This is a genomic window from Bradyrhizobium sp. Arg237L (assembly GCF_029990105.1).
Lineage (GTDB): Bacteria > Pseudomonadota > Alphaproteobacteria > Rhizobiales > Xanthobacteraceae > Bradyrhizobium.
Genome location: NZ_JAQMIL010000033.1, coordinates 30,855 through 54,574 on the forward strand (window position 1 = coordinate 30,855; position 23,720 = coordinate 54,574).

The 23,720-nt window shown below is 63.2% G+C and carries 28 protein-coding genes; 14 read left to right on the top strand and 14 right to left on the bottom strand.

What is annotated here, in order from left to right; translation table 11 throughout:
- Window positions 1–89 precede the first annotated feature (89 nt).
- The 3 genes from pimD (at window position 90) to glpK (ending at window position 3,894) form a co-directional block, all read left to right on the top strand.
- Window positions 90–1,232: a pimeloyl-CoA dehydrogenase small subunit gene (gene pimD / locus OZ411_RS20925; RefSeq protein WP_282529477.1), complete on the top strand. Its 1,143-nt coding sequence runs from the start codon at window positions 90–92 to the stop codon at window positions 1,230–1,232.
- A gap of 157 nt (window positions 1,233–1,389) precedes the next feature.
- Window positions 1,390–2,163 (top strand): SDR family oxidoreductase, encoded by a 774-nt coding sequence (locus OZ411_RS20930; RefSeq protein WP_282529478.1) that lies wholly within the window; start codon window positions 1,390–1,392, stop codon window positions 2,161–2,163.
- Between the two features lie 228 nt (window positions 2,164–2,391).
- The gene (gene glpK / locus OZ411_RS20935; RefSeq protein ID WP_282529479.1) at window positions 2,392–3,894 is read left to right on the top strand and encodes a glycerol kinase GlpK; all 1,503 of its coding nucleotides are present in this window, start codon (window positions 2,392–2,394) and stop codon (window positions 3,892–3,894) included.
- Between the two features lie 157 nt (window positions 3,895–4,051).
- On the opposite strand, the gene OZ411_RS20940 is transcribed toward glpK, so the two are convergent.
- The 3 genes from OZ411_RS20940 to OZ411_RS20950 all read right to left on the bottom strand — a co-directional run bounded on the left by OZ411_RS20940 (window position 4,052) and on the right by OZ411_RS20950 (window position 7,076).
- Window positions 4,052–5,371 carry a TRAP transporter permease gene (locus tag OZ411_RS20940; protein WP_282529480.1) on the bottom strand — a complete coding sequence of 440 codons (1,320 nt, stop codon included), beginning with the start codon at window positions 5,369–5,371 and terminating at the stop codon, window positions 4,052–4,054.
- A 6-nt stretch (window positions 5,372–5,377) separates the two neighbouring features.
- Window positions 5,378–5,887 carry a TRAP transporter small permease gene (locus OZ411_RS20945; protein WP_130580581.1) on the bottom strand — a complete coding sequence of 170 codons (510 nt, stop codon included), beginning with the start codon at window positions 5,885–5,887 and terminating at the stop codon, window positions 5,378–5,380.
- Window positions 5,888–6,059: 172 nt separating this feature from the next.
- Complete coding sequence (locus OZ411_RS20950) at window positions 6,060–7,076, bottom strand: TRAP transporter substrate-binding protein (RefSeq protein WP_282529481.1); 1,017 nt, start codon at window positions 7,074–7,076, stop codon at window positions 6,060–6,062.
- A 138-nt stretch (window positions 7,077–7,214) separates the two neighbouring features.
- On the opposite strand from OZ411_RS20950, the gene pobA reads away from it, so the two are divergent.
- A complete protein-coding gene (gene pobA / locus OZ411_RS20955; RefSeq protein ID WP_282529482.1) occupies window positions 7,215–8,384 on the top strand; it encodes a 4-hydroxybenzoate 3-monooxygenase in 1,170 nt (389 codons plus the stop codon).
- Window positions 8,385–8,672: 288 nt separating this feature from the next.
- Complete coding sequence (locus tag OZ411_RS20960; protein ID WP_282529483.1) at window positions 8,673–9,125, top strand: PaaI family thioesterase; 453 nt, start codon at window positions 8,673–8,675, stop codon at window positions 9,123–9,125.
- A 22-nt stretch (window positions 9,126–9,147) separates the two neighbouring features.
- On the opposite strand, the gene OZ411_RS20965 is transcribed toward OZ411_RS20960, so the two are convergent.
- Window positions 9,148–10,041 carry a LysR family transcriptional regulator gene (locus OZ411_RS20965; protein ID WP_282529484.1) on the bottom strand — a complete coding sequence of 298 codons (894 nt, stop codon included), beginning with the start codon at window positions 10,039–10,041 and terminating at the stop codon, window positions 9,148–9,150.
- Window positions 10,042–10,158: 117 nt separating this feature from the next.
- Between OZ411_RS20965 and OZ411_RS20970 the strand changes: the two genes are divergently transcribed.
- Complete coding sequence (locus tag OZ411_RS20970) at window positions 10,159–10,791, top strand: pyridoxamine 5'-phosphate oxidase family protein (protein WP_282529485.1); 633 nt, start codon at window positions 10,159–10,161, stop codon at window positions 10,789–10,791.
- Between the two features lie 100 nt (window positions 10,792–10,891).
- Here OZ411_RS20970 and OZ411_RS20975 read toward each other — a convergent pair whose 3' ends face one another.
- Window positions 10,892–11,620: a glutathione S-transferase family protein gene (locus OZ411_RS20975; RefSeq protein ID WP_282529486.1), complete on the bottom strand. Its 729-nt coding sequence runs from the start codon at window positions 11,618–11,620 to the stop codon at window positions 10,892–10,894.
- Between the two features lie 36 nt (window positions 11,621–11,656).
- Window positions 11,657–11,929 (bottom strand): hypothetical protein, encoded by a 273-nt coding sequence (locus OZ411_RS20980; protein WP_282529487.1) that lies wholly within the window; start codon window positions 11,927–11,929, stop codon window positions 11,657–11,659.
- Between the two features lie 154 nt (window positions 11,930–12,083).
- Between OZ411_RS20980 and OZ411_RS20985 the strand changes: the two genes are divergently transcribed.
- On the top strand, window positions 12,084–12,782 hold the full coding sequence (locus OZ411_RS20985) for a YafY family protein (protein ID WP_282529488.1): 699 nt from the start codon (window positions 12,084–12,086) through the stop codon (window positions 12,780–12,782).
- Window positions 12,782–13,090: a YkgJ family cysteine cluster protein gene (locus tag OZ411_RS20990; RefSeq protein ID WP_282529489.1), complete on the top strand. Its 309-nt coding sequence runs from the start codon at window positions 12,782–12,784 to the stop codon at window positions 13,088–13,090. Before OZ411_RS20985 ends, OZ411_RS20990 begins: the two co-directional genes overlap by 1 nt.
- A 148-nt stretch (window positions 13,091–13,238) precedes the next feature.
- Here the strand turns inward: OZ411_RS20990 and OZ411_RS20995 are convergent, their stop codons facing one another.
- The 3 genes from OZ411_RS20995 to OZ411_RS21005 form a co-directional block, all read right to left on the bottom strand.
- Window positions 13,239–13,637: a hypothetical protein gene (locus OZ411_RS20995; protein WP_282529490.1), complete on the bottom strand. Its 399-nt coding sequence runs from the start codon at window positions 13,635–13,637 to the stop codon at window positions 13,239–13,241.
- A 278-nt stretch (window positions 13,638–13,915) separates the two neighbouring features.
- On the bottom strand, window positions 13,916–14,263 hold the full coding sequence (locus OZ411_RS21000; protein WP_282529491.1) for a DUF3307 domain-containing protein: 348 nt from the start codon (window positions 14,261–14,263) through the stop codon (window positions 13,916–13,918).
- Window positions 14,264–14,859: 596 nt separating this feature from the next.
- Window positions 14,860–15,597: a Crp/Fnr family transcriptional regulator gene (locus OZ411_RS21005; protein ID WP_282529492.1), complete on the bottom strand. Its 738-nt coding sequence runs from the start codon at window positions 15,595–15,597 to the stop codon at window positions 14,860–14,862.
- A 215-nt stretch (window positions 15,598–15,812) separates the two neighbouring features.
- Here OZ411_RS21005 and OZ411_RS21010 point away from each other — a divergent pair, with 215 nt between their 5' ends.
- Window positions 15,813–15,992 (top strand): hypothetical protein, encoded by a 180-nt coding sequence (locus OZ411_RS21010; RefSeq protein ID WP_130580878.1) that lies wholly within the window; start codon window positions 15,813–15,815, stop codon window positions 15,990–15,992.
- A gap of 66 nt (window positions 15,993–16,058) precedes the next feature.
- Here OZ411_RS21010 and OZ411_RS21015 read toward each other — a convergent pair whose 3' ends face one another.
- Window positions 16,059–16,265 (bottom strand): hypothetical protein, encoded by a 207-nt coding sequence (locus OZ411_RS21015; RefSeq protein ID WP_130580877.1) that lies wholly within the window; start codon window positions 16,263–16,265, stop codon window positions 16,059–16,061.
- Between the two features lie 242 nt (window positions 16,266–16,507).
- Here OZ411_RS21015 and OZ411_RS21020 point away from each other — a divergent pair, with 242 nt between their 5' ends.
- Together OZ411_RS21020 and OZ411_RS21025 are read left to right on the top strand one after the other, a co-directional pair.
- A complete protein-coding gene (locus tag OZ411_RS21020) occupies window positions 16,508–16,717 on the top strand; it encodes a hypothetical protein (protein ID WP_130580876.1) in 210 nt (69 codons plus the stop codon).
- Window positions 16,718–16,733: 16 nt separating this feature from the next.
- Complete coding sequence (locus tag OZ411_RS21025) at window positions 16,734–16,949, top strand: hypothetical protein (protein WP_130580875.1); 216 nt, start codon at window positions 16,734–16,736, stop codon at window positions 16,947–16,949.
- 41 nt (window positions 16,950–16,990) lie between these two features.
- Here OZ411_RS21025 and OZ411_RS21030 read toward each other — a convergent pair whose 3' ends face one another.
- Window positions 16,991–17,890: a DUF6537 domain-containing protein gene (locus OZ411_RS21030; protein WP_282529493.1), complete on the bottom strand. Its 900-nt coding sequence runs from the start codon at window positions 17,888–17,890 to the stop codon at window positions 16,991–16,993.
- Window positions 17,887–18,549 carry a cyclic nucleotide-binding domain-containing protein gene (locus OZ411_RS21035; RefSeq protein ID WP_130580873.1) on the bottom strand — a complete coding sequence of 221 codons (663 nt, stop codon included), beginning with the start codon at window positions 18,547–18,549 and terminating at the stop codon, window positions 17,887–17,889. Before OZ411_RS21035 ends, OZ411_RS21030 begins: the two co-directional genes overlap by 4 nt.
- A gap of 363 nt (window positions 18,550–18,912) precedes the next feature.
- Between OZ411_RS21035 and OZ411_RS21040 the strand changes: the two genes are divergently transcribed.
- From OZ411_RS21040 to OZ411_RS21050, 3 genes are all read left to right on the top strand, one after another.
- Window positions 18,913–19,698 (top strand): enoyl-CoA hydratase/isomerase family protein, encoded by a 786-nt coding sequence (locus OZ411_RS21040; protein WP_282529494.1) that lies wholly within the window; start codon window positions 18,913–18,915, stop codon window positions 19,696–19,698.
- A gap of 34 nt (window positions 19,699–19,732) precedes the next feature.
- A complete protein-coding gene (locus OZ411_RS21045; RefSeq protein WP_282529495.1) occupies window positions 19,733–21,133 on the top strand; it encodes a hypothetical protein in 1,401 nt (466 codons plus the stop codon).
- A gap of 122 nt (window positions 21,134–21,255) precedes the next feature.
- Complete coding sequence (locus tag OZ411_RS21050; RefSeq protein WP_282529523.1) at window positions 21,256–21,660, top strand: hypothetical protein; 405 nt, start codon at window positions 21,256–21,258, stop codon at window positions 21,658–21,660.
- 29 nt (window positions 21,661–21,689) lie between these two features.
- Here the strand turns inward: OZ411_RS21050 and OZ411_RS21055 are convergent, their stop codons facing one another.
- Window positions 21,690–22,403 carry a nitroreductase gene (locus OZ411_RS21055; RefSeq protein ID WP_282529496.1) on the bottom strand — a complete coding sequence of 238 codons (714 nt, stop codon included), beginning with the start codon at window positions 22,401–22,403 and terminating at the stop codon, window positions 21,690–21,692.
- Window positions 22,404–22,405: 2 nt separating this feature from the next.
- Window positions 22,406–23,650 carry an acyl-CoA dehydrogenase gene (locus tag OZ411_RS21060; protein ID WP_282529497.1) on the bottom strand — a complete coding sequence of 415 codons (1,245 nt, stop codon included), beginning with the start codon at window positions 23,648–23,650 and terminating at the stop codon, window positions 22,406–22,408.
- Between the last annotated feature and the right edge of the window lie 70 nt (window positions 23,651–23,720).

Sequence of the window (23,720 nt, forward strand, 5' to 3'; positions counted from 1 at the left end):
GCGGTGGTGCGGGCACAGCAAGAGCGTGGATGCCCGGGACAAGCCCGGGCATGACGGAGAGTTTCCGATAATCCTGAGAGAGCAAGAACATGGATTTTGATTTGTCCGAGGAGCAGCGGCTTCTCAAGGAAAGCATCGACGGCCTGCTGACGGATTCCTACGATTTCGAGCAGCGCAAGAAATACATGCAGGAGAAGGGCGGCTGGAGCAAAGCCGTCTGGAGCAAGCTCGCCGAGCAGGGCCTGCTCGGCCTGCCCTTCACTGAGGCGGACGGCGGATTCGGCGCTGGCGGCGTCGAGACCATGATCGTGATGGAAGCGCTCGGCAAGGCGCTGGTGCTCGAGCCTTATCTTGCGACCGTGGTGATCGGCGGCGGCTTCCTGCGCCATGGCGGCTCGGCCGAGCAGAAGGCCGCGCACATCCCCGGCATCATCGACGGCAGCAAGACGTTCGCGTTCGCGCAGCTCGAGAAGAACTCGCGTTACGACCTGTTCGACGTCACCACGACCGCCAAGAAGAAGGGCTCGGCTTACGTCATCGACGGCGAGAAGTTCGTCGTCCTCAACGGCGAGAACGCCGACACGCTGATCGTGACCGCGCGCACCAAGGGCGAGCGGCGCGACAGAAACGGCATCGGCGTGTTCCTGGTGCCGGCCAATGCCAAGGGCATCAGCAGGAAGGGCTATCCGACCCAGGACGGCCTGCACGCCGCCGACATCAGCTTCACCGGCGTGGAAGTCGGCAGCGATGCCGCGATCGGCAACCCCGAGGATGCGCTTGCGTTGATCGAGCGCGTGGTCGACGAAGCCCGCGTCGCGCTGTGCGCGGAGGCGGTCGGCGCGATGGACGAGTCGCTCAAGGAGACCGTCGAGTACATCAAGACGCGCAAGCAGTTCGGCGTCGCGATCGGTTCGTTCCAGAGCCTGCAGCACCGCGCCTCCGACATGTTCGTCGCGGCCGAGCAGGCCCGTTCGATGTCGATGTTCGCGACCATGGCTGGTGACTTCGCGGACGCCAAGGAGCGCGCGAGCGCGATCGCGGCGGCCAAGGTGCAGATCGGCAAGTCGCTGAAGTTCGTCGGCCAGCAGTCGATCCAGCTCCATGGCGGCATCGGCATGACCATGGAGGCCAAGATCGGCCACTACTTCAAGCGTCTCACCATGATCGAGAACACCTTCGGCGACACCGAGTATCACCTGCGCCGTGTCGCCGACGCGGGCGGGTTGATCTAGTCTCCGCCCGCTCGTGACTTGGGAGGCTGCAGCCGCACAATGACCGTCATGCCCGGGCATTCACGTCTTGGCGGCAAAACAAGAGCGTGGATGGCCGGGTCAAGCCCGGCCATGACGGTGTGGCAAAATGCGAACAGAACAGAAGAGGGAAACAACAATGAAGAACACCCCGTTCGATCTCACCGGAAAGGTCGCTGTCATCACCGGCTCGAGCCGCGGCATCGGCCGTGCCTCCGCCGAACTGCTGGCGAAGCTCGGAGCCAAGGTGGTGATCTCCTCGCGCAAGGCCGACGCCTGCAAGGAAGTGGCCGACGGCATCAACAGTAACGGCGGCGATGCGCATGTGATCCCCTGCAACATCTCGCGCCGCGAGGAGGTCGAGGCGCTGATCTCGGGCGCGACCAAGCATTACGGCAAGATCGACATCCTCGTCTGCAACGCTGCGGTGAACCCGTATTACGGCCCGCTGCTCGACATCAAGGACGAGGCGTTCGACAAGATCATGGGCTCCAACGTCAAGAGCAACATCTGGCTCTGCGCGCTGGCGATCCCGCAAATGGCCGAGCGCGGCAATGGCTCCGTCGTGATCATCTCCTCGATCGGGGGATTGCGCGGCTCGACCGTGATCGGCGCCTATGGCATCTCGAAGGCGGCCGACTTCGCGCTCTGCCGCAGCCTGGCCGGCGAATGGGGACCGAAGGGCGTGCGCGTCAATTGCGTCGCGCCCGGCCTGGTCAAGACCGATTTCGCCCGCGCGCTCTGGGAAGACGCGGAGCTCCTGAAACGGCGCACCGCCACCACCCCGCTCCGCCGCATCGGCGAACCCGACGAGATCGCCGGCGCGGTAGCCTATCTCGCCTCCGACGCCTCCACCTTCATGACCGGCCAGACCATCGTCATCGACGGCGGCGTCACCACGGCGGCGGTGTAGCGGCTCTCCCTCGCCCCGCTCTTGCGGGGAGAGGGTCGGGGTGAGGGGCTGCCTCCACGAATTCCGAACACCGTGAATGCGGCGCGTCCCCTCACCCGGCGCTGCGCGCCGACCTCTCCCCGCAAGAGCGGGGCGAGGCTAAGCAGCCCGCCCGACCTGAGATATTGACCTTCCCGCGCCAATCCGCTCCCTTGGCGCAACAAGCAATCACGTCCGGGAAGGAGCGCTATGTCCTTTGTGTTGGCCATCGATCAGGGCACCACGTCCTCGCGCGCCATCGTATTCCGCAGCGATATCTCCATCGCGGCGGTGGCGCAGCAGGAGTTCCCGCAGCATTTCCCTGCTTCCGGCTGGGTCGAGCATGAGCCGGAGGACATCTGGACCTCGACCATCGCCACCTGCCGCAATGCGCTGGAGAAAGCCGGTCTAAAGGCGAAGGAGATCGCCGCGATCGGTATCACCAACCAGCGCGAGACCACTGTCGTGTGGGACCGCGCCACCGGCCAGGCGGTGCACCGCGCCATCGTCTGGCAGGACCGCCGCACCGCCGATTTCTGCGCCCGATTGAAAGCAGACGGCCATGAGCCGGTGATCTCGGCCAAGACCGGGCTGATCATCGACCCCTATTTCTCCGGCACCAAGGTGGCCTGGATCCTCGACGGTGTGCCCGGCGCAAGAGAACGCGCCGAGCGCGGCGAGCTGCTGTTCGGCACCGTCGATTGCTATCTGCTCTGGCGGCTCACCGGCGGCAAGGTGCATGCGACCGACGCCACCAACGCCTCGCGCACCCTGCTCTTCAACATCCACACCGGCGAATGGGATGACGAGCTCTTGAAGATCCTCGGCGTGCCGCGCTCGATGCTTCCCGAGGTGAAGGACTCCTCCGCCAAATTCGGCGACAGCGTCCCCGACCTGTTCGGCGGCAGCATCGCCATCGCAGGCATCGCCGGCGACCAGCAGGCCGCGACCATCGGGCAGGCCTGTTTCGAGCCCGGCATGATCAAATCGACCTATGGCACCGGCTGCTTTGCGCTGCTCAACACCGGCACCACGCCGGTGAAGTCAAAGAACAAGCTGCTGACCACGATCGCCTATCAGCTCGGCGGCAAACGCACCTACGCACTGGAAGGCTCGATCTTCGTCGCCGGAAGCGCGGTGCAGTGGCTGCGCGATGGGCTCGGTATCATCAGGCAGGCCGCCGAGACCGGGCCGCTCGCCGACAAATCCGATTCGATGCAGAGCGTCTATCTGGTGCCGGCCTTCGTCGGCATGGGCGCGCCCTACTGGAATCCGCGCGTGCGCGGCGCACTGTTCGGCCTCACCCGCAACACCGGCCCGGCCGAGCTCGCGCATGCCGCGCTGGAAAGTGTCTGCTACCAGACCTACGATCTCTGGGCCGCGATGCGCGCCGACTGGCCGGATTCGACCGCCGCCAACATCGTGCTCCGCGTCGACGGCGGCATGACCGCGTCCGACTGGACCATGCAGCGATTGGCCGACCTGCTCGACGCCCCGGTCGACCGCCCGATGATCCAGGAGACCACGGCGTTAGGGGCCGCCTATCTGGCCGGCCTTGCCGCTGGCATCTATCCCGAGCCGACAAAATTCGCCGACAACTGGCGCCTTGAGCACCGCTTCAAGCCCGCGATGAGCCAGGCGACGCGCGAGCGCAAGCTCGCCGGCTGGGCGCGCGCGGTGAAGGGCGTGCTGGCGAGCGATGAGGGGGAGTGATGCTCCCTCCCCTCTCCGCCACCACCACGCACTCCACCGTCATCACCCGCGAAGGCGGGTGATCCAGTATCCCAGAGGCAGTAGTGATTGAGCCGCAGCGCCGCGGCTTACTGGATACTCCGCCTTCGCGGAGTATGACGGAGCAAGGGGTCGGACCTCAATTCGCCATCATACGTTGCGGCAGCCAGGTGGCGAGCAGCGGGAAGGCGATCAGGATCACGAGGCGGATCAGGTCGGTGACGACGAAGGGGATCACGCCCTTGAAAATCGTGGAGAAGGAGACGTCTTTCACCACGCTCTTGATCACGAACACGTTCATGCCGACAGGCGGATGGATCAGGCCGAGCTCGACCGTCATCACGATGATGACGCCGAACCAGATCGGATCAAAACCAAGGTGCATGATGACCGGGAAGATGATCGGCACGGTCAGGATGATCATCGCCATGGCGTCCATCAGGCAGCCGAGCACGAGATACATCACCATGATGACGGCGAGGATGCCGTAGCTGCCGAGCCCAAGGCTGGTGAGGAACTCCGTGACCTTCTGGGGGGTCTGTGTCACCGTGAGGAAATAGCCGAAGATCAGCGCGCCGATCAGCACGGTGAACACTGCGGCCGCGGTGCGGGTCGCCTGCAACAGCGAGTTAAGGATCTTCTCCTTGTCCAATCGTCCGGTGAGAAGGCCGATCAGGAACGCGCCGGTGGCGCCGACGCCGCCGGCTTCGGTCGGCGTAAAGCGCGGCAGGAACGGCAGGCCGTAGAGGCCGCCGATGACAAAGATGAAGAGCAGCACCGGCGCCCAGATGTCGCGCAGGCCGGCGAAGCGCTCGCGCCACGGCATCCGTTTGCCGGTCGGCAGGAAGCCGGGCCTGACATAGCCGATCAGCGCGATGGTGATCATGTACATGGTCATCGCGAGCAGGCCCGGGATGATGCCGGCGATGAAGAGCTTTCCGATGTCCTGCTCGGTGATGATGCCGTAGACCGCGAGCACGGTCGACGGCGGCAGCATCGCGCCGAGCGTGCCGCCGGCCGCGATCACGCCGGTGGCGAAGGATTGCGGATAGCCGAAACGGCGCATCTCGGGATACGCCACCGCCGAGAACGTCGCGGCGGTCGCGACCGAGGAACCGCAGATCGCGGCGAAGCCGCCGCAGGCGGCGACAGTGGCGATGCCGAGCCCGCCGCGGAGATGGCCGACAAAGCCGTTGGCGGCGCGGAACAATTCGCGGCTCATGCCGGAATTGCTGACGAAGGTCCCCATCAACAGGAACATCGGGATCACGCCGAAGGTGTAATCGGTCACCGTGCGCATCGAGGTCTGGCCGACCAGTTTCAGCGCCGGCGTGGCGCCGACCAGATAGCTGAAACCGCAGACGCCGACGAGGCCCATCGCCATGCCGACTGGCACGCGGAGCAGCATCAGCGCGAACAGCGCGACAAAGCCGAGGATGGCGACGGCGTCGGTGCTCATCGGCGCTTACTCCGTCGCCTTGATCTTGGGATCGTGCATCTCTTCCGGGTGGAAGATCAGCCGGTAAGTGCGGATCGCGATCAAGAGCACGGCGGAGACGTCGCCGATCCAGGCGAGCGCGAAGAACGGCCAGGTCGGCATATGCAGATCGAAGGTCAGGACATTGTCGTTATAGGTGCCGCGCACCTTGTCGAACAACGTCCAGGTCTGCACGGTGACGACGAACAGCAGCACCAGTGTCGCGAACACGTCGATGAGGCGCTGGTATCTCGGCCCGACATTGGCCCAGACCAGGTCGACGGTGATGTGGGTGCCGCGATAGGACGTCGCGGCGATGCCCCAGAAAATCAGGATGCCGAGCAGCATCCGCCCGATGTCGAAGGAATCGGGAATCGAGTAGTTCAGCGTGTTTCGCAGGAGCACCGCGAGGAAGATATTGGCGGCGACGATGCCGACGAAACCGGCCGCGATCCATTCGATGGTGTCGATGAAACGGTCCATGTAAGCGCGTTTCATATACGGGGCGTCCTATGGCTTGGTATCGATCGGCTATCCGCAAGCTCGGTTCACCTCTCCCGCTTGCAGGAGAGGTCGGCGTTAACGCCGGGTGAGGGCTCTCTCCACGCGGACGGTCCCATCGCGGAGACACCCTCACCCCGGCCCTCTCCCGCAAGCGGGAGAGGGAGAACTACTGCGCGAGCGCGTTGTACTTCGTGAGCGAGGCCTTCAGGTCGGCCATCGCGGCGTCCGCGTCGACGCCGGTCTTCTTGACGCCGTCGGCCCAGGTCTTGACCAGCGGCTCGGCCGCCTTCTTCCACAGCGCGGTCTGCTCCGACGTCAGCTTGTAGACCTCATGGCCGGACTCGGCTTTCACCTTATCGATGCCGGCGTCCTCGAACTTGCCCCAGTGCTCGCCGACGATGCCCGCCATCTCGGTCGAGCAGTTCTTGTCGATGGCTGCCTTCTGGCGGTCGGACATCGCGTTGTACTTGTCCTTGTTGATCACGAAGACGAAGGTCGTGACGTAGAGCGGCGCTTCCATGTCGTATTTCGTCACCTTGTCGATGCCGAACAGCACCAGCGAGCCCCAGGGAAAGGTGACGCCGTCGGCTACGCCGCGCTCGATGATATCCCGCACTTCAGGCGCGGAGGACTGCACATTGGTGCCGCCCAGCGAGGTGACGAAATTGGCCATGGTGGCATGGGCGGGGCGGATCTTCAGGCCTTTGACGTCCTCAGGCACGACGATCTTCTTGGTGCGCGAATGGAACGAAGACGGCGAATGGACGAAGGCGAGGCAGTATTTGACGTCCTTCATCTCCTTCTCGGCATATTTGCGGTACCAGGCATCAAGTCCCATCGAGCCGCCCTTGGCGTCGGAGATCAGGAACGGCAATTCGCCGGCGCCGACGATCGGGAAGCGGCCGGGCTGGTAGCCGGGATTGACATAGGTGACATCGGCGATGCCGTCGCGCGCCATGTCGTAATGGTCAAAGGCCTTGCCGAGCTGCTGCGCCGGGAACACCTTGCCCTTGATGGTGCCGCCGGAATCCTTTTCCACCGCCGCGGCCCAGTCCTCCAGCGACTTCTGCAGCGGATGGGACGCCGGCACCCAATGCGAGATCTTCAGGTCGAAATTCTTCTCCTGCCCGAACGCAGGGGTCACGCTGGCGGCAAGCAGCAACGCCAGAACCGTCTTCCTCATCGGCATCCTCTCCCTCTTTGCAGGCCTTTGGCGGCCCTTTGCGATTATTGTTATATGATATAATCACCATTGCAAGCTGACGACAGCGACCCGCCAGGCGGTATAAGCTGAAGCCTACGATATCGGGAGGAGCAAATATTGCGGTCAAAGGTAGCAATCATAGGCGCAGGTCCGGCAGGATTGTTGCTTGGGCAACTACTTCACGCCTACGGGATCGACAACGTGATCCTGGAACGGCAGACGCCGGACTATGTGCTGGCGCGGATCCGCGCCGGCCTGCTGGAGGAGGGCACGGTCAGCCTGCTCGACGAGGTCGGCGCAGGCCAGCGCGCCCATCGCGAGGGGCTGATCCATCGCGGCTTGGAACTCGCCTTCGGCGGCGCCCGCCATCGCATCGACATGCACGCGGCGACCGGCAAGACGGTCATGATCTACGGCCAGACCGAGGTGACGCTCGACCTGATGAACGCGCGGCAGCAGGCCGGGCTCACCACCATCTATCAGGCCGCCGATGTCCAGCCGCATGATTTCGACACCGACCATCCGCGCGTCTCTTACGTGAAGGACGGCAAAGCAGGCGAGATCATCTGCGACTTCATCGCGGGCTGCGACGGTTTCCACGGCGTCAGCCGCGCCAGCGTGCCGGATTCCGCGATCAAGACGTATGAGCGGGTCTATCCGTTCGGCTGGCTCGGCATCCTCTCGGATACCCCTCCGGTTTCGCACGAGCTGATCTACAATAACCATGAGCGGGGCTTTGCGCTGTGCACGATGCGCTCGATGCACCGCAGCCGCTATTACGTGCAGTGTCCGCTCGACGATCACATCGACCAATGGCCCGATGAGCGTTTCTGGGATGAGCTGAAGCGGCGGCTCGACCAGAAGGCGGCGGACGAACTCGTCACCGGCCCCTCGATCGAAAAGAGCATCGCGCCGCTGCGCAGCTTCGTCGCCGAGCCGATGCGCTTCGGCAGGATGTTCCTGGCCGGCGACGCCTCGCACATCGTGCCGCCGACCGGCGCCAAGGGACTGAACCTCGCCGCCAGCGACGTGCACTACCTGTCGCAGGGCCTACGTGAGTACTACGATGAGAAGTCTTCCGCCGGCATCGATGGCTATTCCGCCAGGGCGCTGGCGCGGGTCTGGAAGGCCGTGCGCTTCTCCTGGTGGATGACCTCGATGCTGCACAAATTCCCGGAGCAGGGCGAGTTCGGCGCACGGATCCAGCTCGCCGAGCTGGAGTATCTCGTGAGTTCCCAGGCGGCGTCGACGTCGCTGTCGGAGAACTACGTCGGATTGCCGCTATAAAATTGTAGGGTGGGCAAAGCGCAGCGTGCCTACCATCAGCACTCCGCTCGCGATGGTGGGCACGCTTCGCTTTGCCCACCCTACGGGCTACGCCGTCATTGCGAGGAGCGAAGCGACGAAGCAATCCATGCGCCCACGCGGGGAGAAATGGATTGCTTCGCTTCGCTCGCAATGACGACGGAGTGTTTCAAACATCCGCGCAGATGCCGTTTAAAACTTTGTATGCGGTGAAACTGTCATCGACATCGCGTTCAATGGCGCCGAGATCATCAGACATACGGGCCGACCATGAGCACCGATACATCAGTCATTGCCGACATTCCGGAAGGCTTTGAGCCTCACTTCCGCAAGAGCCCGCTCACCGATCCCTGGGAGCCGCTTTATTCGAAGCGCATCGACAGGGCGGTGATCATGGGGCTCAGGCTCGCAAAGGCGCACACCAACTCGCGCGGTCTGATCCATGGCGGATTGATCGCGGCGCTCTCCGACAACGCGATGGGCTATAGCTGCGCCCAAGTGATGGGCTGGACATCCTCGCTGGTAACGGTCTCGCTTGCGGTCGATTTCATTGGCACCGCGGAGATCGGTCAGTGGCTCGCGGTCGAGACCGACGTGATCAAGACCGGCAGCACGATCTGCTTTGCGCAGAGCCTGGTGAAGGCGGACGACGTCATCATCGCGCGGGCGAATGGGACGTTCCGGGTGATGCCGAAGAAGGACGTCGTTCCGGAACGCGCGTAGCGCGAACCCGGCACGATTACCGTCATCCGAACCGCCAGTCCGCGGTCTCGGCGACGAGATCGATGAAGGTGCGCACCTTGGCCGAGAGCAAGCGCGAGGTCGGATAGACGATGTGGATTGGCAGCGGCGGCTCTTCGAATTTCGCCAGCACGATCCTGAGCCGCCCTGCCTTCAGCGAAGCAGCCGCCTGATAGGCGAGCACACGCGTCAGCCCGCCGCCGGCTTCGGCGTATTGAATCGCGGCATCGGCGCTGTTGGATGAAAAGCGCGGGCTCGGCGAAACGCGGACCTCCCGCCCTTCCTCGACGAAGCGCCAATCCGGCGCCGCCGACATGGCGCCGAACTGAATGGTGTCGTGCGCTGATATATCCGAGGGCCGCTTCGGCTCGCCGCGAGCATTCAGATATTGCTTCGACGCCACCACGATGCGGCGCATCTCGCCGACATGGCGTACAACCAGCGTCGAATCCGGCAGGTGCCCGATCCTGACGGCAAGGTCGACGCCCTCCTCCACCAGGTTGATCATGCGGTCGGACAGCCTGAGGTCCACGCCAACGTCGGGGTAGCGCTTCAGATAGGCCGTGACCATGGGACTGACATGCAGGCGGCCGAAGCCGACCGGCGCCGAGATCACCAATCGCCCGGCCGGGCGCGTGCGTTCGCCCTCGACCGCCTCCTCTGCCTCTTCGAGATCGGCAAGGATGCGCCTGATACGCTCGAGATAGCGCGAGCCGGCATCGGTCAGGGTCACGGACCGCGTGGTCCGCTGCAACAGCCGCGCGCCGAGCCGCTCCTCCAGCGCCGCGATCAGCCGGGTCACGGCCGATGGCGACAGCCCGAGCTTTCGAGCGGCGGGGGCGAAGCCCTGCAGATCGGCCACGGCGACGAAGGCCTGCATGGCATCAATACGGTCCATCGCATTATTGCATAATGCGCAATAGTGAAGTGTCAATCGCCTTGATTGTTCGACCGGGGAACGGTCCCATCTTCCACGGTGAAACGACGCTTTGGCGCTCCATGCCAAGAGGCTCAAATGTCAGACACCCAGACCTATCCGAGTGACGTCGCCTTCACGCCGGCGGTGAAGGCGATCCAGGCGCGCAAAGGGTCGCGCGAGGCCTATGCCCAAGTCGAACGGCGCGGCTGGCGCACCGAGATCGACGAGAATCTCGCGGCCTTCCTCGCCAACACCAACAGCTTCTATTTCGCGACGGCGTCTGCCGATGGCCAGCCCTATATCCAGCACCGCGGCGGACCGAAGGGGTTCATCAAGATCCTGGACGCCAGCACCATCGCGTTCGCCGACTTCAGCGGCAACCGGCAGTACATCACCCAAGGCAATCTGTCGGAGAATCCGAAGGCGTATATCTTCGTGATGGATTACGCGCATCGCAGACGCGTCAAGCTCTGGGGGGAAGCGCGCCTGGTCGACGACGACCCGGCGCTGACGCAATCGCTGATGCCCAAGGATTACAGGGCGCGTGCTGAGCAGGTGATCCTGTTCAAGATATCCACCTGGGACACCAACTGTCCGCAGCACATCCCACAGAAGTTCGATGCCGCCGATGTCGCTGCGGCATTGGCCGCACGCGACGCACGCATCGCCGAGCTCGAGGCGGAGCTGGCTGCATTGAAAGCCGAGCCCCGGAGCTTCGGTTCTGATTGAATCAGAACCGAAGCTCAGGTCTTTTGTTTTGACGCGTTTTCTTCACGCGAACCGGTATCCACTTCGCTCGAAAACGCTGCGACCTGCAACCTCATCGTAGCTAGGCCGCTTCGCGCACCGGCGACCAGGCGAACCCCGGATAATATTGCCCCATCATCCGGTCGACATAGTCAGTGAGATTCCTGAACTTCTCGGTCCGCGCGCGTAGCGGAGAATCGAAGAACGGGGTCAGGATTCCCGCAAGCGCCCCGAACGCGGTGGCATCCGTGCCGCACGGTGTGTCGCCCATCAGATACGGCTTGTCGCCAAGCTGCACCGAAAGCGCGAACAGCGACCGGATGGCAAGGTCGATATCCTCATCGGGCGCATGGCGGCCGAGGCCAGACAGCAAATAGTTCTCCGCGACACGGAACTGCGCGTCCTCGCGCAGTTTCTCGCGCAGATGCTCCGGCGCGCCGTCGAAGAAATGCGCAGGCCCCTTGGCGAAATTGGTTTCATCCACCCAGCGTGCGCCGACCAGGGCCCAATAGACGTGGTGCTCGATCATCCGTTCGAACGCCCAGGCCTGCGCGCGCGCCTGCAGGCTCAAGGGCGCATCGAAGTCAAAGCCGTATTTGCCTTCGATATGCGCGCGGATGAAAGTGGAATCGGCGATGGTCTCCGCTTCGTCACGGATATAGGGCAATTGCCCCTTGGGCGAACTCGGCGGCATCGCCCTCTCCTTGCAATAGGCAAGCCCGGCCATTTTCAATTGGACCTCGGTCTTGGTCACGAAGGGGCTGATTTCCGGCAAGCCGAACCCCGGGCCGAAGCCATGGAGAATGATCATCTGGAGCCTCCCAATTTCCAAAAAACGGCACCGAGCCTAGCGGCCCCCTGCTGCCACCATGGTGTCAGCAGGGGTAAAATGGGTCGCCAAACGAACCCGTTTCACGAGGCGGCGGCTGCGGAAGACCACGTGCCTCCCGCCCGCCGTCAACAGGGCGGCGATCGAACGCAGGGCCAGTTCGATGAGCGCCCAGCGGAGGTCGCAGGAGACGGTGTGGATTGTGACGAGCTGTTCCAACGCAAAGGTTTGGGCTCGCCTGAACCTTTCAAGACGGCTATCGAGGCCGGCCTTACTAAGATGATTCAGCATGGACAAATTCCCTTCAGTTGAGATGTTGTCCCGTTATAACCACCCCCTGCTGCCAACATCCTGTCAGCAGCGGCGAGGCCGACCTCGGAAAATCGACGGCCTGGAACTCACTAGCCAAGAGACCAGCCAAAGAGACCGACCAAAGAGAGCTGCCATGAGACGCGCCGACCGGCTGTTTCAGATCATCCAGGTGCTTCGGCGCACCCGCAAACCGCTGACCGCGGATGCGATCGCCGCCGAGCTCGAGACATCCAAGCGCACGATCTATCGCGACATCGCGACCCTGATCGAGCAGCGGGTGCCGATTCGCGGCGAAGCCGGCATGGGCTATATCCTGGAAAAAGGATTCGACCTGCCGCCCTTGATGCTCACGCCCGACGAGATCGAGGCCTGCGTGCTCGGCGCGAGCTGGGTCACGGGCCACGCCGATCCGGCGCTGGCGCGCGCCGCGCAGGATTTGATGGCGAAGATCGCCGATACCGTGCCGGAGCGGTTGCGGCCGTTCGTCCTCGAACCCGCAAGCCGCGCCCGCTGGGCGCGGAACCAGGAGCCCGACCGCATCGACATGGCGCGGACACGCGCGCAGATCCATGACGGCAGGAAGATCACGCTGAACTATCGCGATGAACGTGGCCGCGACACCGAACGCACGATCTGGCCGATCGCAGTCGGCTATCACGAAGCGGTGCGGATCCTGGCGGCATGGTGCGAGTTGCGGAAGGATTTCCGCAGTTTCCGCACCGACCGCGTGATCAACGCGGTCTATCATGAGGAGAAATATCCTGAGAGGCGCGACCTGTTGCGGGCGCGCTGGCGCCGCAGCCTGGTCTGGGAAGCGCCGAGGGACATCTGATGGCGACCGAGAATCCCTGCCAGGCCTGCGGCGCGTGCTGCTTCTACTCGGAGAACTGGCCCCGCTTCACCACCGAAGACGACGCGGCGCTCGACCTGATCCCGCTAGAATACGTCAATGCAAGGCAATCCGGCATGCGCTGCGACGGCGACCGCTGCTCGGCACTGTCAGGCAAGATCGGCGTGGCCACGAGCTGCGCGATCTATGCGATACGGCCCGAGGTCTGCCGCACCTGCATGCCCGGCGATGCGGAATGCGCGATGGCGCGACGCCGGCACGGACTGCCGGTGTTGGCAGGTGAGCCGTAGCCCGGATGCGGCAGGAGTCCCTCGTGGTGAGGAGCGCGTCTTCGCGCGTCTCGAACCATGAGGCCCCGATCTTGCCCGCGGCCCATCCCTCGAGACGCCGCTTCGCGGCTCCTCGGGATGAGGAAGAGTTCGTGGCCCGGTATAGGGCCTAGGCAGTCACAGTCTCCGCAACCTCTTCCTCGTCGAGGTCGTCGACGATCGGCGCGAAGGTCGCGAGCGGCTTGGTCGACAGCGTGATCGGCTTGCGGCTGCCATGCGATGGCGTTGTGGTGCGGGCGGGCTGACGGGACAGCTTATAAAGGTTGTTGCCGACGTGGCCGCCGAAATATGCGAGCTCGCGTTCGCTGCAGCTTGCAGCGATCGCCACTGCCAGCGAATGCAGATGATGGCGGCGATAGCAGAACAGCGCCAGCATTGCCCGGACATCGGACGAAACGCTTTCGACGAGGGCCTGAAGGCCGGCAGGATTGGCGCGGTACATCTGTCCGAGCAGCTCCTCGCGGACCGGGCAAACGTCGTTCTCGAAGGCATTGCGGCTTGAAAACATTGCAGTTCTCCCTGGTCCGGAAGATGCCGTGCAATTCTCTAACGAAGGGTTAACCACGGGTGCCAGTAGTCATCCGGGGCGATTGCGATTTTTGAGCGAATCAGAACGGCCTCCGCTGACGCTCGGGAGCGCCCCGTCGTTCCGGGGCGATGCGCAGCATCGAGCCCGGAATCCATTTCACTGCTTGAACATGCGGCCCAATGGATTCCGGGATCGCGCCGGCGCGCCCCGGAATGACGACACCTCCGCCTGCCGGCACAAGAGAACGCGGACGCAACTCAGTTCACGGCCATGAAGATCGAAAGGCCGAAGCCCGTCAGGTGATGCAGCGCCTGATCGACGCCGATCAGTGACCAGAACCACGGGTGCTCGGTCGTGACGCCGAAGGTCGAGGTGGTGATTCCCTTGGCGCGATCCACCGCAAGGTGGATGAAGAAATCGATGAAGGCGACGAACCAGAATCTTGGCGCGATCACCAGGATCAGGAGCAGCGAGGTCGCAAGGTGCACGAGACAGTGCGCCAACAAGGGCAGCGCCCAGCCGATCTTCTGATCCTTGCCGATCGCCATCCAGGAATTCTGCAGAAAGAAATCCGCCACGATGTGCTTGGCGGTTAGCAGCAGCATCCATCCTACCAGCGCTGCAACCGGGACCGACGACGACATGGATGGAAACGACAAAGCTGACGCCCTTCGCTGCGACTGATGGAAAATGATGGAGAGAAACCGGACCTGGGCGTCAGCGCAACTTCTTCTTAAACCCGCAATATTCAAAACTTGCGGCCATTTATGGCATCTCCCGCGCCCGAATGCACCTCTCGGTCCTCCGAAATTCATATGGTGTGGCCCTACGGCGATAGTGCTGCGGCATCGCCGCGCAGGCCACAAAGGTTAACAGTCGACGGCCATCTGTAGTCGGGACAAAGCCGGACATCGTTCAGGCCCGCAGCATCGCTCGCCCAACATGATCGCGACCTCCTGAACGCGACGGAGTTGCGTTGCAGCAAAAAAACTCGCAAAAACAAATAGATAAATACTCCAAACAGAGCAAACGAAACAGGCGTTTCAAGAAGATTTTGCGAGGTCACGCGAACCGCCCCCGCGTCGCCGTGCAGGGACCGGCTGCCGGGTCTGAGCGCCGCCATTCCCGGGCTCAGCCACCAGTACACCCGCCTCCAGGCGTCTGTGATACGAAGCGTCAAGCGATCACCGACCGGGCGGCATCATTCGGTGGCATCGAGCTGACGGCCTTCGCGCTCCATGTGCAGATAGTTGGCGTTGAACAGGCCGGCATTCATCAGGCGCCGAAGATCCGGCACGACAAGCGTCTTGCCTTTCAAGACGATCAGGTTCGCCGAACGCAATTCCTGCAGGGTGCGGTTGACATGCACCTTGGACAGCCCGCTGGCGTCGGCGAGATCGGCCTGCGTCAAGGGGAAGTCGCAACCGTCGCCGTTGGTGAGACCGGCAAGACGTAGGCGGAAGAACAGCTCGCACAAAAGATGCGCCATGCGCTCCAGCGCCGTGCGCTGACCCAGGTTCAACGTCCATTCGCGCTGGATCGCGGCATCGACCAGGCTTTCCCACCAGAGCGCCGTCACGATGCGCGGATATCCGACGCTGATCTCCTCGAAGAAATCGCGCGACAGGTCGGCGATGGTGCAGTCCGTGATCGAGCCGATCGAATGGTCCATCTCGCGCAGGATGAAGACGTTGAGATCGCAGCTATCGCCCGGCAGGAAAAAGGACACCACCTGCCGTCGCCCGTCCTCCAACTGCTTGTAGCGGCATGCCCAGCCGGCAACGACCAATTGCACGTCCTTGGGCCTCTCGCCTTCGCGCACGATATCGACCCGGGGACCGAACTTGCGCAGCCGTTCCGATGCCGCGCGGGTGAGGTACGCGCGATCGGCCGACGACAGCCGCACAAACTGCTCAAGCTTACGAACGAGTGGACTCAAAGGGACAGTCTCCCCGCTAATAAGTCGAGTAAGGATAGGACCGATTTCAATAACCTATGTTATTCACTCTCAAGTAGCTAATTATATATCATACTCTATCAGGTTGCGAGTAGTGACGCCTAAAATGCGAGTTTCTTCAAGGACCCCAGCACATGTTAATGCGCAGGCGGAACCCTGTCTGTGACGATCGGCGGGGGTGCAGTCGGGGAAATGTGATGCAGGAATACCGGGCCTATCTGTTGGGAATCGACGGCCACATTCGCGAGCGGATGGAGCTGGAAAGCGAGACGGACGAGGAGGCGGTCGCCAGGGCACGCCAGCACTTCAATGGCGGTACGATCGAGGTCTGGCAGGGGGTGCGTATCGTCGCCAAACTGGACGATGGCTCCGAATGAGTGGACGCACTCGCATCAAGCCGTTGTGAAGCGCCGCGCCGCAAGAAACCCAACGCGAGTTCGTTCCTATCCCGTCGGCGCGTCGCCGCTGTCGTCAGCACCCATGCCCGAACCCGGCGTCTTGTTGTCCTCGGTGAGCTTGGGATCGCGGGTCGCTTCCTTCGAAACCGAATGCTTCGGATCCGTCTTGTGCACGGTCTGAGCGCGCCGCTTGTCGGCAGGCTGCTCTTCGCCCTTGTTGTCCCTGACGATGCCTTGGCTCGAACGTGTCATGGGCTATTTCCCTGGGCTGCTTCCCTGATGCCTCGACGGCCCCGGCGACCTCTTTCGCCGGGGCCTGTCATCGGAGTGCTTCCGCCATCCTCCGGGGACGGATAGCGGAAGCAACAGGCTTACGTCCGGCCGCGACAAACGTTCCAGTCGCCGAAGATTTGCATCTTTGGTTTGATCAGCTTTCATAGGTTAAGGACGCTGTCGAGGCGTCAGACTAGCTTCGCTTCCAGATCGGAGGCGGCATGAAGAAGAAGCGAAACAGATCGCGGCCGACCGAGCCATTCGAGGTCCGTTTGCAGAAATTCGCCCGTGATGCCCGCGCCGCCGCGCGCCGGTTGCCGCTTGGCCGCGAGCGCGATGCGTTAATGAAGAAAGCCAGGCAGACCGAGAATGTACTCGATGTCAGCGCCATGCTGGCCGTCCGCCATGCCGATGCGGCCAATGAGAGGTGAGATCAGGGAGGGGCAAATGATCGAGGGCAAATTTGATTCGAAGACCTTGGCAATTATGAACGCCGCCTTGGATCGGATCTGTGAGCAAACGCAGCATGGCGAACGGCACTCGGTTCGCAAGAGAATCGCCAGACGGATCATCAGATCCGCCGAGGGCGGCAAGACCACGCTGACGGACCTGATCGCCGCGGGCGAGCGAGCGCTCAGCAATCTGGCTCCCGCCGCGAAATAACGGCTTTCGCAGGAACGCTATCCACTTTTCCGGATCATGCTCTAGCCGGCCGTGGCACTGGCTCCGGCAGGCACTCGGGCGCGGATTTCCGCGATCTTGCGCTTCAGCGCCGCCTGCCGCGGATCGGGCATCGCTGCCGCGCGTGCCTCTGCAATGGCCCCGGCGAGATCAGGCAAGGCGAGCGTGCCATCGAAGGTCGGTTTGGCAAGGTCGTCGATGATCGTGTGCCAGTCGGCGAGCCCGTGGCGGTAGCTCGCGCCATAGCCTTCGATCATCGTCGCCGTCCGGATGACCGCGAGAGCAGCGGCGGGCTGCTTGGCCAGGCTGCGGTTGATCATGTGCAGCCAGCGCTCCACCCAGACCCGCTCCTTGGCGTAGCGAATCGAGAACAGGCGCCAGCGCTTAAGGCCGGCCTCGAGCTTCAGGCGACGGACGCTGAAGCGGTTTTTGGTGGAGAATTTGACCTTGACCGTCCTTCGTGCCCAGCCCTGCCACTCCAAAATATCGAGCACCGGCGCGGCGACCGCGGCAGGCAGAGCATCAACCAACTCGTCGAATCGGAATCTCCTGATATCCACCGATCCAGCCCGCGCACCCTTCTGCTCGAGCTCGAGCAGTTTCAATTGCGCGATCCGGATCGGATCCTCATAGGCCATGCGCTGCATCATCAACTGCGCGATCTCGGCGAGCATCACCTCGTCGACGTCGCGCCTGCCGACGAAGCGCCGCAAGCGGTCGACATAGAGCTGGGCGTAGCCGGCGCTCTGATAGTCGATCAGGAGGTGGATGGCATCGCTCGCGACGGCTGCGACGCTCTCCGGCAATCCCTCGGGAAGCACCGGCGGTGTGCTGTCCTCGTCGCCGAGGAAATCGGCGAACAGATAACGCAACGAGGACAGGATGCCGTCGTCGTCCGCCACGGTTGCACTCTCGCTCGTCATGCCGGCTTCGGCTCTACCGCCGCCACCTGCTGGGCCAGCCGCTGCTCCAGCGTATCGATATTCTGGAACAGCCGCGCGCTGGCAAGCCTGAGGAAGTAGAAGCCGAAGGCCGGGTTCTGCACATAGAGCTGCTCGACCTGGTCGTAGCTTACCGAAAGGATGACGCCGCCCTGGACGCATTCCAGCGTTTGCGTGCGGACGTTGGACGGTGACAGCATGCCGAGCTCGCCGACAATAGCGCCGACCGGCAGCTCGATTCCGGACTCGACCAGGCGGAAGCGGCCGCTGACGATGTAGAACATGCTGTCGGCCTTCTCGTCCTTGTAGAACAGGACTTCGCCGGCGCCGCATTTGCGCTCGGTCATGAACGGCTTCAGCCATTCCATCGAGAGATCGCTGTTGACGGATTTCCTGACGTCGCGGACGAGCTGCAGCATCTGGTGCAGGCGATAGGTATTGACCAGCAGCATGACTATCTGGACCAGAATGACCAGATAATTATGGATCGGGATGGCCGTGATGATCAGGACAATGTTTGCGAGAATGCCGAAAACGCGCAAGGGAATCATTGTCCGCATCGTGGTGGTCGCGATCACGAAGATCGACGCGAACAAGGTGCCGGCAGTCCCTGCGTGCTGAACAAGATGTGAGGTATCCATAGGAAACCAACCAATTTCTAAGCATTGAATGTCGCCGCGATTTCATAATCCGGGGCCGCCCCGCACGGCAGCCTCTCCCTGATATACGGGAAATGTCGCTCTTTTGTTCGCGAATCTCACGACTTTGTCAGGCCAATCAGGCGCCGACCAGGGCGCCTGGCATGCCCAGACGGGTGAGACCGAGGCGGAATGCAGCCATTTGCCAGTCGTCATTGACGGGCTGGGCAAGGAAAGGCACCTTCCGGCAACCGGTGTGGATTACCACGTCCGCGAAGCAGCCAACAGGCCCGGACTCGCCGCGACGTCGACGCCAAGACCGACGCCAAACCGGCGCGAGTTGGAGAACCAAAAATGGAGCGAACCATGTCTGACGCGGCAGAGACCGCAACCCCGCCGCAGCTCGAGATTTCGGGCCCTCGCGCCACCATCCGCCTCAACCGTCCGAAGCACATGAACCGGCTGCAGGCGGAAGATCTCGTCGAGCTGGTGAGACTGTTCGACCGCGTCGAGGCAGATCCCGCCGTCCGCGTGCTGGTACTGACCGGCACCGGCCGCGCCTTTTCCGCCGGCTACGATCTCAATTCGGTGGCGGCGCGCGCCGGCGCTGCCGGCGACGAGCCGAGCACGGGTTCCGCGTTCGAGGGCGTGGCAAACCGGCTCGAAGATCTGCGCGTGCCCACGATCTGCCGGCTCAACGGCGGCGTCTATGGCGGCTCGACCGATCTGGCGCTCGCCTGCGATTTCCGCATCGGCGTCGACACCGCGGAGATGTTCATGCCGGCCGCAAAGCTCGGCCTGCATTATTACCCGAGCGGGATCAGGCGTTACGTGTCGCGGCTTGGCGTCAACAATGCCAAGATGCTGTTCCTGACGGGACGGAAGATCGGCGCGCCGGAGATGCTGCAGATCGGCTATCTCACCGCCATGGTGCCCGAGAGCGATCTGGACCAGGAGGTCGACCGGCTCGCGAGCCTGCTCGCCGCCAATGCACCTCGCGCCATGGCCGGCATGAAGCGCGCCATCAATGAGTTCGCTCACGGCGAGTTCGACAAGGAAGCCGCCGACGTCCGTCATCGCGAGAGCCTGCGCGGAACGGAGATCAAGGAAGGCATCAAGGCGCGCGCCGAGAAACGGCCGGCGAAATTCTGACCGCCGGCTGGCCGATCTCGGGAGGTATGTGGAAATGCAACCGGATTTGCACAACGAGCACGCCGATCGCGTCCTGCATTGGCTTGGGCTGATTTACTCCGGCGACGTCAGCGGCAGCATGAATGGCGCCAATCCACGCGGCGCGCTCCGGATCCGCGCCGAAAGCCCCGACCTCGCAGCCGGCGATCCCTATCTGTCATGCGCGATTGGCGATGAAAATGCGCTGCGACTAGCCACGCAGGCCGATCCCTCCTGGCTCAACCGTCCCGGCGGCCCGCTCCGATTGCCGCCGCTGTTCGCAGTCGTTCATTCGGCGCTGCTTCGCGTAGCTGAATTTCGCGAACGGCTGCACGAGAGCGCGAAATTTCTGATCGCCGCGGGCGCGGACGTCAATCAGCGGATCTACAGCCGCTGGCCGCCGGGTTCTTTGAGCAATCCGGACGAGCGCTGTCCCTTGTCAACGCTCTATGGCGCCGCCGGAACCAACCGCGATGCCGCGCTGACGAAGCTGCTGCTCGAAGCCGGCGCCGACCCGAACGACGGCGAATCGCTCTACCACTCGCTCGAGAATCCCGATTGCACCCGCCTCTTGCTGGAGCATGGCGCTCGCATCGCAGAGACGAACGCGATCTACAGATCGCTCGACCTCGAAGATGCGGCGCCGCTCAAGCTGTTGTTGCAGCATGGCGGCGATCCAAATGAGCCGGCTCGAAATCCGCCGCTGAGCGATTGGGGATCGCCGCTATTGTGGGCGATCAGGCGCAGGCGCTCGATCCAGCACGTCGAGGCCCTGCTGGAGGCGGGCGCCGACCCATCGAGGATGACCCCAGCCGGCGTCGATGCCTACAGGCTGGCGCTGCAGTTTGGGCTTGTGGAGGTCGCCGAACTGCTGCGCGGCCGCATCGGCGCGCAGCCGATCTCGGACGAAGAGCGTTTCGTGGCGGCTTGCGCGCGCGGCGACGAGCGCGAAGCCCGCGCGATCGGCGCAAGGCGTCCCGACCTGCCTGCGTCACTACCCGAGGCGCAACTGCGATTGCTACCGGACATCGTGGCGGAAGGCGGAAGCGAAGGCGCACGACTCATGGTCCGGCTCGGCTGGCCAATCTCCATGCGCGGCGGCGACTGGAATGCATCCGCACTCAATCTCGCCGTCTTCCGTGGCGATGCGGAATTGACGCGGTTCCTGCTCGAACACGGAGCGAAATGGACGGAGGAGCACGGCTTTGGCGATAATGTCTGCGGCTCGCTGTCATGGGCGTCCTGCAACCAGCCGGTCGAGGGCGGTGACTGGGTCGGCTGCGCCCGGGCACTGCTTGAACATGGCCTGCCGCGCGCTGTGCCAATTCCCGGAGATTCCGAACATGTCCTGATCGCTGGGGTCAAGAAGACGTTCTCCGAGGAGGTGATCGAGGAACTGCTTGGTCACCACACCTGACGTCCGGTGTGCGGCGCTTTCACCGGATTCGCCCGGAGCAGGAGGTTAACCAAGTTTTAGCGCTAGCCATGTCGATGATCCCTGCTGGGGCACTTGTGAACACCGAGGGAGAAAGTTCCTCCATGCTCAGAAACGGTACCTATGCGGCGTGGTTCAAGACCCCGCTGGGCCAAGGCACCGGCATCGCCCATGTCGAAGACGGCAGGATCTGGGGTCATGACAGCATCACGACCTATAGCGGCTCCTGCGAAATCGACGGGGATCGCTTCACCGCCACATTATCGGTCAAGAGACACACCGAAGGACATGCAACCGTCTTCGGCGCCGATGACCTTACGCTTCGGCTTGAAGGAACGTGCGCCGACAAGTTGGGGCGTTACACAGCGACCGCGGAGCAGGTGCCTGGGGTACTCCTTGAAGGAACGCTGATTCTCAGCGAACCACAGCCGCCCGCACCGGAGCCGATCGGGCCGACACCAAAATTCGACCCTGACAAGCTGCCGAAAATTCCACCGCGCACCCGCTGATCGGTCGCCCGATCACCTGCGTCGACGGATTACTCGTCCAAGAACGTCACGGCATCCGCAACGGTCGCCCTTGAGGTCCGATAGCTGTTCACCTTGTGGCCATGGTCGGCGTAGCCGAAGGAGATGCCGCAGACGACGCGGCGGTCGTCGGGCAGATTGAAGTGACGGCGGATCAGGCCGGAATGGCGGGCGAGCGCGGCCTGCGGGATGGTGCCGAGCCCGAGCGCCTGGGCGGCCAGCATGAAATTAGAGACATAGGCGCCGCAATCGATCGCACCATAAATGCCGAGCGGCTCGTTGGTGTGGATAACAGCGACATGCGGCGCGCCGAAGAAATTGTAGTTCTCCAGCGCCTGCCTTGCGTACGCGGCCTTGTCGCCTCTGATAATGCCGAGCGTGTTGTAGAGCTGGAAGCCGCTTTCGCGGCGCCGCTCCAGATAAACCCCGACATATTCGCGCGGCGGCGCGAAGTCGTGATCGTCCTTGGTGCCGGAAGCCGCCTCGGCATAGATCAATTTGCGGAAGCGTTCCTTGGCCTCGCCGCTCGCGATCAGGACCTGCCAGGGCTGGCTGTTGCACCAGGACGCGGTGCGCTGCGCCACGTTGAGCACATGCTCGATGATCTCCCGCGGCACTTCGCGCGGCAGGAAGGCACGCACGGAGTAGCGCTCGTTCAGGAGCTGTTCGAGCACACCGATGCGATCTTCCGTCGTGTAATGCGGGCTCGGCGTTTTCGCATCCATGGTCAGCGTCCTTTGGTTGGGATCTTGTTGAACGGCACGTCCTTGTCGACGCGGATATCGCCGGGCAGGCCAAGCACGCGTTCAGCGATAATATTGCGCAAAATCTCATCCGTGCCGCCGGCGATCCGCATCGATGGCGAGGTGAGCAGCATCTGCTGGAACTGGCCATTCGCCACTTCCTCCGAGGCGCCCGTGAGCGCGCCGGCTGCGCCTTCCAGGTCCATCGCATAGGCTGCGATGTCCTGCAGCATGGTGCCCGCGACGAGCTTGCCGATCGAATTCTCCGGCCCGGGACGCTCGCCCTTGGAGAGCGAGGAGATCGCGCGATAGCTGGTGTATTTCAGTCCGCTTGCCTTCACGGCCCAGCTCGCAAGCTTCGAGCGCACGGCGGGATCGTCGATCGCGAGCCCGTCGTCCGTCATCAAATTCGCGCAGAACTCGAACATTTCGGGGAAGCCGGTCGCAAGCCGCGCGCCGATCGACATGCGTTCGTTCATCAAGGTGGTCAGCGCGACGTTCCAGCCGTCGCCGACCGCGCCAAGCCGCTGGCTGTCCGGGATCACCACGTCGGTGAAATAGACCTCATTGAACTCCTGCATGCCGTTGGCCTGCTTGATCGGGCGCACTTCGACGCCTTTGCTCTTCATGTCCAGGAAGAACATGGTGAGCCCCTTGTGCTTTGGCACGTTGGGATCGGTGCGCGTGATCAAAAGCCCGTAATCGGAATAATGCGCGCCCGAGGTCCAGATCTTCTGGCCGTTGATGATCCAGTTGTCGCCCTGCTTTTCCGCGCGCGTGCGAAGCCCTGCGACGTCGGAGCCGCCGGCCGGTTCGGAGAAGAGCTGGCACCAGATCTCCTCGCCCGACGCAAGCTTCGGCAGATAGCGGCGCTTATGCTCCTCGCTGCCATAGGCCATCACGGTCGGGCCGCACATGCCCTCGCCGATCTGGAACGGCTGGGTCAATTTGCCGTAAATGCCCTCTTCCTGCTGCCAGATCACGCGCTCGATCGGGGTCGCGCCGCGGCCGCCATATTCCTTCGGCCAGTGCAGGCAGGCCCAGCCGGCCTCCGCCTTCTTCTTCTGCCAGGCCTTGCCGACGTCGACGATCTCGGCCTTCTCCAGCCGGATGCGGCCGAGCGAGGATTTCGACAGCTCCGCCTCATATTCCTTGGGCGCGTTGGCCTCGACCCATTTGCGCGCCTCGGCGCGGAAGGCGGCTTCCTGCGGGGTGTCGTCGAAATTCATTGGCGCTTCCTTTGTTCTTGTCATTCCGGGGCACGCGAAGCGTGAACTATGATGTGCAATTGCACATCGG